Origin of the sequence: Streptomyces sp. AC1-42W, from assembly GCF_003248355.1 — a bacterium.
Taxonomy (GTDB): domain Bacteria; phylum Actinomycetota; class Actinomycetes; order Streptomycetales; family Streptomycetaceae; genus Streptomyces.
In genome coordinates, this window is record NZ_QKWY01000001.1 from 796168 (window position 1) to 808503 (window position 12336).

Sequence of the window (12336 nt, forward strand, 5' to 3'; positions counted from 1 at the left end):
CGTCCGCGCACGCGAATGAGCCCCGGCCCCATAACCAGCAGTGATGGAGCAACTTTAGTGCGCAACGAACGCCTGAGCCCATGGACTTGACGGGGTTGGCCGGACGAGCTGATTCCCGCACGACCGATGCATACCCCCTAGGGGTATGTTATGGTCCCGTCTCAGATACCCCGAGGGGGTAGCAGGAGCTGGATTTCCGGGAGAACTCCGGGAGATTCCTGAGAGGGGAAGGCAATGCCAACCGTCAGTCCCAAGCGCTGGTGGGCACTCGCAGTGCTCGCCACCGCGCAGTTCATGGTGATCATGGACACCTCGATCATCGGGGTCGCGCTCCCCGAGATGCAGAAGGACCTCGGCTTCTCGCAGGGCGACCTGCAGTGGGTCTTCAACGCCTACGTCATCGCCTTCGGCGGACTGCTGCTCCTGGGCGGACGCCTCTCCGACCTCCTCGGCGCACGCCGGGTGTTCACCGCCGGCTGGGGCGTCCTCATCGCCGGCTCCGTCGTCGCGGCGGCCGCGCAGACCGCCTGGGTCGAGGTCGTCGGACGCGCCGTCCAGGGCGTCGGCGGGGCACTGATCGCTCCCGCCGCGATGACCCTGCTGATGACGCTGTTCGCCCACGACCCGAAGGAACTCGGCAAGGCCATGGCCCTCTACGGAGCGGCCGCGCCCGCCGGAGGCACCGCCGGCGTCTTCCTCGGCGGCGTCTTCACCGAGTGGCTCAGCTGGCCCTGGGTGTTCATCATCTACATCCCGATCGGCCTCGCCACGCTCGCCGCGACCGGGCTGCTGCCGTCGGTCGCCCCGAGCCGCGGAGCGATCGACGTACTCGGCGCCGCCTCCGTCACCGCCGGCCTCGCCCTCGCCGTCTTCGCCGTGGTCCGGGCCCCCGAGGTCGGCTGGGCAACCGCGCAGACCGTCCTCCAACTCGTCGGCGCCGCCGCCCTGCTGACGCTCTTCCTGATCCTCCAGAAGACGATGCGCCGGCCGCTGATGCCGCTGGGCATCTGGCGCGTGCCGCGCCTCGGCTCGGCCAACCTGGGCATGGCGCTGCTGGGGGCCGCGTGGATACCCATGTGGTACTTCCTGAACCTCTACCTCCAGCAGGTCCTGGGCTACGGCGCCTTCGCCTCCGGCGCCGCGCTGCTCCCGATGACCGTGCTGCTCATGGTCTTCATGACCGCCATCACGGCGCGGCTGCTGGCCCGCTTCGGCGCCAAGCCGCTGATCGGCGGCGGACTGCTCGTCCTCGCGGCCGGCCTGCTGTGGCTGTCGGCCGTCGAGCCCAGCGGCTCCTTCGCCGTGGACGTGCTGCCGGCCTCGCTGGTCGCCGCGCTCGGCATGTCGCTGGCGTACATCCCGGCCATGATGGCGGCCATGTCCGGCGCCCCCGCGGAGCAGGCGGGCCTGGCCTCCGGCATCGTCAACACCACGTACCAGATCGGCTCGGCCCTCGGCCTGGCCGCCCTCACCGCCCTGGCCACCTCACAGGGCGCCGGCCGCCTCGGCGACCTGCCGGCCCTGACGGACGGCTACAGCGCGGCGTTCACCACGGCCGCGGCGATCGCCGCGGTGGGCGGCCTCATCACCCTCCTGACGATGCGCCCCGACCCCGCCAAGGCGTGACCCACCCGGCCCCCGCACCACGGCGACGGCCCGCCCGCTCCCACCCGGGGACGGCCGGGCCGCCGCCGTGTGGCGCCGTGTGGGTTGGGCGCGTCAGGCGCGTCGGGCGCGTCGGGCGCGCGGTCAGGCGGTCGCGGCGGGGCGCGGCACGCCCCGGAAGACCTCACGGGTGTGCCAGTCGCGGTGAGCGGCGGCGACCCGGTCCGCGCCGGCCTGCGGCCCCACGAGCGGACGGCCGGCGAGGGCTATGACCTGCTCGCGGGCCGCCGCGCTGTGGCCGACGAAGCTCTGCGAGACCAGGACGCGATGACCGTCCCCGACGCCGAGGACGCCCCGGTCGAAGAGCTTGTGGTGCAGCGAGCACAGGCACAGCCCGTTCTCGATGTCGTCGGGTCCCTCGAACGCCCACCAGCGCACATGGGCGGCCTCCAGCCCGACCGGCAGCGCGCCGATCCTGCCGTCGTAGCCGCAGAAGGCGCACCGGTACTCGTAGGCGATCAGCACCTGCTCCCGCATGCGCGGGTCCCGGTTCCTGCGCGCCGCGGCGAACTGCCCGGTCTCCGCCGGCTCCGACTCCAGGCCCACGGCCTCGCACAGTTCGCCGTGGAGGGAGGGCGGGAAGTGCAGGTCGAGCAGCAGCCCCGCGATCCTGCCGAGCAGCTGCGGATCACGCCGCAGCGCCGCCCGCAGATCCGGCGCGAGCCGCCCGGTGGCGCCGCTCTCCCGAAGATCCCGCACCCCGCTCCCGGGACTGCCGGGCCCACGATCGGTGCGCACCTCCCACACCCCGTCGTTGACCAGGTGATGGAAGGGGTAGGCGGGCGTCGTCTTGTTGGGCGGCCCGTACTCGTTCAGCAGGAGCTGGAGATCCCGCTCCACGGCGGTGTACGGCAGATCGCCGTCGGCGTCCGCCCGGAACCGGCCGAGCGCGTACAGGAGCAGCAACGGCTTGTGCGGAGCCCGGGCCCCGCTCCTGGTCCACTGCCTCAACTTGGCGACGCGCTCCATCCACTCCATGCCGGCTGATGGTAGACGGCCCCGCGCGACCGCCCGCCGGCTCAGCCGTCACAACCATCGATGTCGTCGTCACACCCCTCCACGGCATCCCGGGCGATGGTGTCCAGGCGCCACAGGATCAGGCCGGTGCCGTTCTCGACCGGGTCGACCCGCGCGGTGAACGGCTCACCCGCGGGGATGTTGAACTGGTCGGCCTCCGGGTCCCCGCACCCGATCCCGTACGCCTGCTCCTGATCGCCTCGCGACAGGGTGAGGGTGAGTTCCCCGATCCCCTCCGTGTCACAGGTGATGCCGAGGAGGTACGGCCGGTCGCCGGGCGCCTTGTACTCCTGGTCCATGCCACTCGCGACGGACGCGCTCGCGGCGTGGACGAGTTCCGGACGCGCGTCGCTGTCGGAGACCGCTTCCAGAGCCCGCTCCGCCCGCCGCATCGCGTCGTCCGGCTCCCAGGCGCGGCTGCCGTCACCCGGCGGCCCGCTCGACGGCTCGTCGGGCGCCGCCGACGACCGACCCGCCGCCCCGTCCGGCTCCTCGCCCGCTTCGGCACACCCGACGAGCAGCCCGACGGCTGCGAAGCAGACCGGCAGGAATTGACGTATACGCATGTACCCACGGTAGGGACGGGACGGCCGCCCAGCCGCCGACGCATGCAAGCGTTCAGCGGCTGCAAGCCGACTGAACGCCCCATGCCTGATGTGACTCCAAAGCAGGTAAGAGAGGCTGACTGCGAGGTAGCCACCGGAAGTTCAACCGCGGTCATTCCGCGGCGACCTCAGCCTGTCGACGGTGGCTTCGGAGATGCTCGGCAGCCGCTGGTTGGCCGAATCGGGCTGCAAGAGCAGCAAGCTCCTCAAGGAGGTAGGACGTTGTATCCGCCTGCATGTCCCGGATGAGCTCCTGAAGTAGCTTGGCCGTTGCAACCCAAGATGTACCAGGATCACAGGACGCGATCCTGACAATAAGCTGGTCAATCTGGCTGATGGCTTCTGACGACAGGCCCTGTGGGTGTCGAAGGGCAAGATGGGCAAGTGCCAAGCTTGGATCCTTGCGCATCGCGTCTCGAAAGGCCTCGCTGAGTTCGATCTCTCTCCGGTGTCGCTCCTCCTTCGCCTTGTGTTCGTATACGCGTTGCATGGACCGTATGGCGCTGTCAATATCGTCGGATGCTCCCCACAGTCGTACGGAAGCCCAACTGAGGGAGACCGGCATACCAGGTACAGGGCTCGACAGGCCAAGGTGAGCGTTGACGCGCTTCTCTACGGTCAGCGCATCCGGTAGGGCGTGGGCTCTGGCAATCTCTCGAACGACAGTCAGGACATGATCCGCGGCAGCCGCCTCGGGGTCATGATGACGTTTGGGTCCGGGGGAGTCATACCAATGACCCATGGCCTCGAAGTGGAATCGATAGCAGTCAGCCGAGCTAGGCATCGTGCCAGTGACGTGAAAGGTCCCATTGCGCAGTTTGGGACTACGGCTTCGGAACACTGGAGCCAGTTCCCGGGTTGGCGGGGTCCGCAGCCCTGACCCAGTCGATCAGCGAGTCACGGAAGCGGGCGCGGTCGGTCAGAGGTTTCCTCGGTTCGGACGGTTCCCAGTGGGTGGCCAGCCGGTTCAGGCCCAGGAAGCGGACAGCGCTGTTGTCTTCGGGAGCGTCGTGGACCGCCCGGGCGAGAATGCTGAACACAGCGTCGCGGGTGTTCGGCACGGAGGCAGCACCTTCCATCCACACCTTGAAGGCATCGACGGCGGTATCGGGAGCAGGGTCGTACTCCAGGGTGGTACGCCAACTCTGGACGATCCAGGGGAGGTCGCTTTCATAGTCGTTTCCTGCAAACAGCAAGGATGGTGCGCCGTTCTCCTCCACACGACTGGCGAGATAAAGGAACGCATGGCTGCTGGAACGACGGAGAGATCCCGTGGAACTCCTGGCCCACGTCCGCAGCACTTTCCGAACGCTATGCCGTTGCCCAGGGCGATCCCACATCGCATTGAACGCCTCACCCACTGCGGCGGTTACTGCGGATTTGTCGCTCGCAGCCAGTTCACCCAATCGAAGAAGCGCTTCCTTTGGGTAGACCTGGCTCACTTGCTGGCACACGCCAGCTAAGGTGATTAGAAGGCTCTCTGGCGCCTCGTCATCGCGAGCCCACACGAGGATTCCGTCCCGGACCAGGCGTCCGATCTCGCTGTCGACAGCTGCAACCGACAAAAGATCTCGGGCGTGCCGTTGAAGGATCTTGCTGTTGGACCACTGGCCTGCAACTGACTTCAGCACGTTCACGGAACGACTCTTCTGGGTGTGGCGAATCACCCACACTGCAACGCGATCTGCGAGTTGTGTCCCGAGGCTACCCTTAAGCTTGGCGGCCTGCGTTGCGGTCCACTCCGTGAAACGATCGACGAGATGGGCACGGTCCATCAGGAAGTACTCGACGACGGCTTCGGCGTAGCCATCGCTCGGCAGCATGACGGTGCCATCGGCAGTGAGCTCAGCGCCGATCATGTATGTCAATTCGATGATGCCCGGACCCTGCTGACCGGGCCTCGGCTTGGGCTTCTCGCCAAGGGTATTGGCAAGGCTCTCCGAAGCACGGTAAATCAGGTCAACCGGAGTGCGGTCCATGGAAGCCGCCGCAAGGAGAAAGTTGCGGTGATCGCTGTCGGGATGTTCGATGTGCCATGTACGAAGCTGGTTACGCCAGTCGGCCATAGCCTCGATGACACGTTCTACCCGCTCGTTGAACTCTCTTGCGATCTGCTCGTTGGTGGCGGCGGTGGCTGTTGCGACCACCGAGCGGCCCTCTTCAGCCATGATGGCGTCAGACCATCGCTTGACCTTGCCCGGTAGCTTTCCGGTGATGGCTTGAGCGATCCGAGAATCGACGGCCCATTTCTCGGGCATCCGGCACTGCGCCGCCCGCAAATGGGCAAGCAAGACGTCCGTAGCCTCTGGTGCCTCCAGCGTTACGGCTACGTCGCCTCCGCCATTGCTGATCGGCTCCCACACCTCGGGGCTGGCCAGCACCACGAGGTATGACATCGCTGTCTTGAGCGCAGTGGTGTCCTGAAACGAGAACCCCAGGCCGCCCGACACGGTATCGCCCTCTGCCCGGAGGTCGAGAAGCCAGCCAACTTTCTGCTGGCCAGTCAGGTCGGCGAGGGAAAAGGGATCCTTCGGCTCGCGATGAAAGCGCTTGAAGGTGAGTTCCTCGTCGAGCCCCCGCAGCAGACGGAGACCAGTGGGCTGCCGCCCCGCGCCGCTCTCACCAAGGAGCACGACGACGTGCTCGGCACGCAACTTGTCGGCCGCATCCTTCTCGTTCTTGGGCGGTACGTAGACGGCCAGCTGTTGGTCGACCCAGTCATCGCGCAGCTCAACGGTGCGCATTCCGTTGATGATGTTCTGGAACTGCACGCCGATTGCAACGCCGTTGTTTGTGCCGAAGTTTTGTCGTACCGACGTGGACTCGGACCGGCCGGACGACACTTCGAAGCCGGGGGCATCCTCTTGGATGCTACCGAGAGGCATGCGCTCGTCAGGTTCGACAACGGCATTCGTGTGCGGCTCCTCTGCCCCAGTGCGGTTCAGCAACTGCTGGAGAGCTTCTCGCCCCTGCGAGACTTTCCCCTCTTGCCGGTTGTGGCGGTCTTCGGGTGTCGCGTGGTCGTCGTCTGCGTGACCGCCCGAGGTGGAATCGCCGGAGGCCAAGGCCGGCGCCTCGTACGGCGCGCTGTCCTGCATGCCAGGAGCACTGGCTTGTGGCTTCTGGTTCATGCTGCTGAAGTCCACAGCATCGTGTGCAGCTTCGAAGTCGTCTGCCTCCCCGTCCATGGGAGGGGAGGCAGACGACTTCGGCTGAGCCGACGGCTGCTCATCGGCCGGACCGTTACCCAAGAAACGGAAGGGCGAGTCCATGATGGGCTTCTCCTGGTTGTAGGCGAGTTGAGAGCCGGGGAGAGCTCGTGGGACTGTGGAATCAGGCCTTCAAGCCTCACCACCGATGACGGGGGCGGACATCCCGATCACCGTGGATCCACTGCTCACCGTCTTGAACTCCTGATCGACTTTTCCCGTGAAAATTGCCGCACCCGCCTGCATGCCGGTCACATTGCCGGACACGTTGTCGATTCGCTGTACGACCAACGGGCCGGAACGTTCGCGGCTCTCGCCGATGAAGGTGAAACGGTGCGAGTAGATCTCTTCAAGCACCACGCGGAGTTGCCCGAGGACGTCAGTCAGCATCGAGTCGTCCGGCACCACCAGGGCCGGATCATGCTGGTAGCGCGTGAGGACGGTCCTCGCCATGCGCAGCTGTGAGGCGTGCTCATCGAGGCGCTGTCCGTTGGCCACGAGCGGCAGGGCGACGGTTCCCACAAGCGTCGACGGCAGTTCAGATGTGGTGAGTTCGTCGGTTACGTCGCGGCCCTCGTGGCGGTTGAGGAGTGCCTCAAGGCGCCCGTAGAGGAATGTGAACGTCGGCTGGAGAGCCGCGGCGGCCACGGCAGAGAGGCTGAGGACGTCGGACATCGGATCCCCCTCGGGAAGGTCATGTCTGGTTACCAGACAGCCATTCCTATATCGCCAAGGGTTAGCGATGCGCCACAAGTGAGGATGATGGCCGAAACTTAACGACGCGAAGCTGATAGTGATCTTTAATTCGCCAACTAATCGGTCAAGATTTCGACCAGTAAAGATCTTCGAATGTGAGCCAGTCAGTCGCGTGGCGCGGTGTCGACCACCCTGTGCCCATGCAGGAGGAACGGTAACTCGTCGGGTTTGAGCCACACGCGAGCTATTCTCCAAGCCGTGTCTGGCTCAAGCCGGTCCCCGGAGACGCGCATGAGTCGCACCGCGTGCCAACTTGTCAAAGGTGCCAAGATCCATCGAAAGGGCGTCACGGATGGAGTGTGGCATGGTGTCGAACGATGGCTGGATCGAAATTCGGCCGTTGGAATCACTGTTCGAATTCCTGAGTCTCCGGAACCATGCAATCCGGATTGCAGATGCCGTAGCCCGTTGGTATTCGATCTCTACTTCCAGACGATGCCGGCCCAAGCCATCGACAGCCAGGGTTCGGGGTTCGGCGCTGCGGGGGTAGCAGCTGGTGCGCTCGGGATAGTGGCGTCGGCCCGTCACCGAGCAGCGAGCGGCCACCTGTAGGGGAGGGGGAGGGGCCTCCGTTCCGGTACGCGGCCAAGGCCGGCACGGTGGTCGGGAACGCGGGCTCGGACAGGTGGTTCACGGAACCCACTGGATCGCCAGGTGTTTGTCCGGCTCCGCGTTGATCAGCTCGCCGGTCCAGGTTTCGGTGGCGAAGACGAAGACGAAGGCGACGAGCTGGCCGGTTCGCAGCGATGCAAGTCCAGGTCGCGCTTCTGGTGGAGCAGATCGGCTGCTTCTTGGAGGGCCGGTCTTCCCGAGGGCCGGGAGGAGGTCGATGCGCAGCGGCAGGAATTCTCCCGCTCCTCGATGAAGTGCCCGCCGAGGATGGCATTGCTTTCCGTACGCGGACGCGCATGCGGGCGCTGGGCCGCGTTCTGCGGCGGCACGTTGCCCACTACACCGATCGGGGGCTCGGCGAGGGTCGAGAGCCGAGGGAAGTTGAAGACTCCCGAAGGGTGGCAAGTTCTGGGAGTTCGGTGTCGTCGGCCACGGCCCCGGCAGCGATGAGCTGGCCGCGAGGGTCGCCGACGTCATCCGCACCGGGGACCGCGACTACCGCGACCGTTAGGCCACGTTCGAGATTCAGCCTCTCGACACCCCCGAGATCGAGCAGCGCACCGGTCTCTTCGCCTCGGCACCCCGCTGAACCGCATCGTCGTCGACTGGCGATGACGCCCCATGTGTAGCGGACGGTGCCTGCGGCACGCAGCCGGCGGGCACCCTCGCCCCACCAGCCCTCCCCCACACAATGGGGGACACATGGATCCGCACGGCCCCACAGCCCAGCGCTTCCCGCCCGTCGCCCGATTCCGGCCCGCCTGCTTGCCACTGCCCGAGCGTGTGCGCAGTCTCGTCGACCTGGCCGACGCTGTGGTGAACAAGACCGACCAAGGGCTTGCATCGGCCGTCTACAACCAGGCCGCGCTCATCGCCTTCGACCTCGGCCTTTCCGATCTCGCCCGCGAGATGTGCCACCAGCACGCCACCCGCTTACCTTCACGCCTTCCCCCCGGCATGAGCGCGATCTGTACAAGGCCGTCGAGGCGGGCACCACCGCCCGGTTCGAGGGCGCCAACGTACCTGCGAACCTCACTGCGACCGGTGAAGACCGCCAGGAGGTTCGCGCATGGCTGTGGCGCGTCCTCCCCGCAGACGACACGCGCACCCTCACTGCCGAGGGGCGATGGATCGAGGCGCTGGCGCACATCGAAGCCCACCATGGCATCGGAATGCGGATACTCGACGGTCGGCAGGTCGCCGTACTCGCCGCCCGCGCTGCGGGTGACACCGCGTGGGCAGCTGTCCTCCTTGCCGACACGGTGCCCGGCGATCCGTGGGAGCAAGCCGTCACGGCATGCCTGACCGTTCTATGCCGACGCGACGCCGGGCAGCCGGTCGGCGGCTACCTGACGGACCTGGTGACGGCCTACCTCGGACGGAAGACCGAACCTGGGGTGACCGTCTTCGACACCCGGCTCGAACTAACGGTCCTCCACGCGATCGGTTCCGCCGAGGCGCTCGCCGCGCACCGCATCGTCGAGGACCTCCACTGCAGGATGACGGACGCCGAAGACGGCTACCTGGACCGCGAGAACTTGGCTCATCCTCTGTTCACCGAGATCGCCACGGACCGACAAGTGCAGGATTGCCGCGCGCTGGTGCGCGCCTGCTCCCTCGGCGCTGGGATCCTCCCGGACGAACTGCGAGGAGAACTGACAGCGGCTCTGCACGCCAGCGACTGCGTGATTTGCGTTAGCCTCGCAAGCTTCTGAGTCGCTGAAGCCCCAGCCGAACCACCCAATGCTCCCTCCCGACGGGCAGCGTTGGATGATCTTCTGTCGCCGTCCGACAACCGTCTCGGTGTCAGTGGGCAGCACTACGCTCGCTTTCCACAGTGACCAAGGGCGGGTGGGCATGGACGACGGTGCTTCGATCAACGCAAGCAGTCTCTTCAATGGGGACGATCCTATTGAAGACGCTAGCGAAGACTTGCTGCAGCGTGCCGGCCTCGCGGACGCGTTCGCGGCGGAGATCCGCAGGACCTCCGCGAAGCACGGCGCGGTTGTCGCGCTTACGGGAAAATGGGGTTCAGGCAAGACTTCCCTGCTGAACCTCACCTCCAGCGCACTGGCAGCGGCCGACGACGTCCAGGTCGTCAAGTTCAACCCGTGGTTCTTCTCCGGCACCGACCAGCTCATGCGGTTCTTCTTCGACGAACTCGCCGGACAACTGCGGGACGGACGCGGGCTTAAGGACAAGCTCAAGAGCGCGGGCCGCGCAGTCGCCGAGCGCCTGGGCAAGTACTCGTCCGCCCTGTCGCCGCTGAAGTTCATCCCTGGTGCTGGCGCCGTCCTGGGAGGCGCAAGCGCCGTCGCTGAGGGCGCGTCCAAGCTCTTGGGCGAGGAGCAGGAGACCATCCACCAGCAGAGAGAGGAGCTCACCGAACTCCTCGCGGACCTGCCGGGGCGGATCGTGGTCTTCATCGACGATATTGACCGCCTGTCACAGCAGGAGATCCGAGACCTCTTCCGGCTAGTGCGGCTGACAGGCTCGTTCCCGAACATCGTCTACGTCCTGTGCTTCGACCGCAGCGTTGTGGAGACGGCGCTGACGGACGGGGCTGTCGAGGGGTCCTCCTACCTCGAGAAGATCGTGAAGATCTCGATGGAGGTGCCTCCCCTCCCCACGCAGGCGCTCTCACCAGTCATCACCCGGGGACTGGTCGAGGCGCTGGATGGGATCAACACCGGACCGCTCGATGAAGCGCGGTGGCCGGATGTGTTCGTGCAGCTCATTCTTCCCATGTTCTCCACCATTCGGGATGTGAAGCGGTACCTGGCGTCCGTGCCCCTGACCGTTCGCAGCCTGCGCGCGGAAGTGAGTCTGGTCGACGTCCTGGCGCTTGAGGCGCTTCGTGTCCGGTACCCCGCAGCGCACGATTTGCTGCCGGTCGGCGTGGACCTGCTCACGCGTACCACCTCGATCTACCAGCGAAGCGGGGAGCAGACACCGCACGAGAACGCCTTCGTGGAGGACTTCACCCGTCTCTTGGACGGCCACGCCAAGTCGGTCATCCGAATGCTGTTCCCTGCCGCCGAAAGGCTCTTCGGCGGTAGCGCTTACGGCTCTGATTGGCTCCCGACCTGGGAGCGGGACCGACGCGTGGCCTGTAGCAAGGTGCTGGACTTCTACCTTCACCGGCAGCTTCCCACCGGACGGGCACCCATCTGGTGCATTGACCACGTCGCGGACAAGCTCGGCGACGAGACCGCACTCACCGAGGCGCTGGACCAGGTGCCGGATCCCTTGCTGGACGACGTCCTCAAACGTCTTGTCCCCTATCTTCGCGACGTGTCCGAGGAGCAGGTGCTGCCCACGGCTATGGCGCTGATGCGTCAGCTGCCGCGCGTTCAGTTGGGATCGACTGGGATGCTCTCTCCCGGTGGCGAGTGGGCTGTGCTGAGCCCGGTGAAGGTTCTGCTCCGCACGCTCAGCGGAGACTCGATCGACCGCACCGTCAGAGGTCTTTTCAACGGTACTGAGAGCCTCTACGGGAAGGTCCTGCTGCTCAGCATGACTGCGGGCGGCTCAAGCGAGCACGGATTGATCACGGAGGAATCCGCGCGCTCCATGAGGCAGGAACTCTGTTCTCTCCTTCGCGCGGCTCGCCCCGAGGACCTTGCCAGTGAAAGGATGCTGCTACGGACAGTCGTCGTGGCGACAGCCGACACAGACGATCCTCCAACCCCTGAATCGCTGTCCGATGCCCGGGTCGTCGCGCGCCTGTTCGAGAGCGCAATATCGCCTGTGCACAGTCAGACGATGGGCAGCGTGGCGGTGAGGACTGAGAAGCAGCTCGTCTGGGACTCGTTGGTGAACGTATTCGGTGGGGAGACAGGTCTGACTGAAGCCGTTGCATCCCTGCGCCAATCCCTCGACGATGGCACGGTTGAGTCAAATGAGGAACTGACAGCTGCTCTAGCCCTGTACGAGAAGTACTCCGCAGGATGGCGCCCTCAGTTCTGACCGTGCGCCGTGACCGCGGGGCGAGTGACGCAATTCTGACTCAGACATGCCCTTCTGGAACTGCTCACACCCAGTGTCGATGCCGTCGTGATCAGTGCCGCCGTGCCTGTGGCGGCTGCTGCCGTGTGGTTTGGAGCGGCGGGTCGCTGTGCTGCGGGGCCCGTGTGCTGGGTGTCGGCCTTGCGCTTTGGCGTTGGATGCGCCAGGTCAGGACTCGTGCGGGGCGGCGCGCGTCGCCCAAGGCTCGCTGGTCGGCGACCTGCTGGAGGAGCCGATCCGGGTCATGTCCGGCTGTTTCTGCCTCAGTGAGGGCCGCGGTGAGAGCTGCGAAAGCGGGGTCTTCGATGGCTTGCTCCGCGGGCTCGGGCACGATCTGGCGTAGGTGGTGGATGTGCCCCTTCACCGTCTGCTGGCGACTGCGCACCACAACCGTGCCGGGCTCGACGGCGGCACCCTCGTGCCCGGCACCTGCGGCGCCCCACCTGCGCAGACATCAAGATCCA

The 12336-nt window shown here is 66.1% G+C and carries 7 protein-coding genes and 2 pseudogenes; 4 read left to right on the plus strand and 5 right to left on the minus strand.

Annotation, left to right across the window (positions count from 1 at the left end):
* The first annotated feature begins 234 nt into the window (after nucleotides 1–234).
* Entirely contained in the window at nucleotides 235–1626 is a 1392-nt protein-coding gene (locus DNK56_RS03625; RefSeq protein WP_111330368.1) for an MFS transporter, read from the plus strand.
* Between the two features lie 123 nt (nucleotides 1627–1749).
* Here the strand turns inward: DNK56_RS03625 and DNK56_RS03630 are convergent, their stop codons facing one another.
* From DNK56_RS03630 to DNK56_RS03645, 5 genes are all read right to left on the minus strand, one after another.
* Nucleotides 1750–2643 carry a phosphorothioated DNA-binding restriction endonuclease gene (locus tag DNK56_RS03630; protein WP_111330370.1) on the minus strand — a complete coding sequence of 298 codons (894 nt, stop codon included), beginning with the start codon at nucleotides 2641–2643 and terminating at the stop codon, nucleotides 1750–1752.
* Nucleotides 2644–2684: 41 nt separating this feature from the next.
* On the minus strand, nucleotides 2685–3248 hold the full coding sequence (locus DNK56_RS03635) for a hypothetical protein (RefSeq protein WP_111330372.1): 564 nt from the start codon (nucleotides 3246–3248) through the stop codon (nucleotides 2685–2687).
* Nucleotides 3249–3399: 151 nt separating this feature from the next.
* Nucleotides 3400–3777 (minus strand): hypothetical protein, encoded by a 378-nt coding sequence (locus DNK56_RS34610; protein ID WP_146610532.1) that lies wholly within the window; start codon nucleotides 3775–3777, stop codon nucleotides 3400–3402.
* Nucleotides 3778–4111: 334 nt separating this feature from the next.
* Nucleotides 4112–6559 carry a hypothetical protein gene (locus DNK56_RS03640; protein ID WP_111330374.1) on the minus strand — a complete coding sequence of 816 codons (2448 nt, stop codon included), beginning with the start codon at nucleotides 6557–6559 and terminating at the stop codon, nucleotides 4112–4114.
* A gap of 69 nt (nucleotides 6560–6628) precedes the next feature.
* Nucleotides 6629–7171, minus strand: coding sequence for a hypothetical protein (locus DNK56_RS03645; protein ID WP_111330376.1), 543 nt, complete (start codon nucleotides 7169–7171; stop codon nucleotides 6629–6631).
* Between the two features lie 1078 nt (nucleotides 7172–8249).
* Here DNK56_RS03645 and DNK56_RS35725 point away from each other — a divergent pair.
* From DNK56_RS35725 to DNK56_RS03660, 3 genes and pseudogenes are all read left to right on the plus strand, one after another.
* A pseudogene (locus DNK56_RS35725) lies at nucleotides 8250–8479 on the plus strand (methyltransferase, FxLD system); the annotation flags it as partial.
* A gap of 87 nt (nucleotides 8480–8566) precedes the next feature.
* Nucleotides 8567–9579 (plus strand): annotated as a pseudogene (locus DNK56_RS03655) (hypothetical protein).
* A 142-nt stretch (nucleotides 9580–9721) separates the two neighbouring features.
* The gene (locus tag DNK56_RS03660; protein ID WP_241989746.1) at nucleotides 9722–11833 is read left to right on the plus strand and encodes a KAP family P-loop NTPase fold protein; all 2112 of its coding nucleotides are present in this window, start codon (nucleotides 9722–9724) and stop codon (nucleotides 11831–11833) included.
* The last annotated feature ends 503 nt before the right edge of the window (nucleotides 11834–12336 follow it).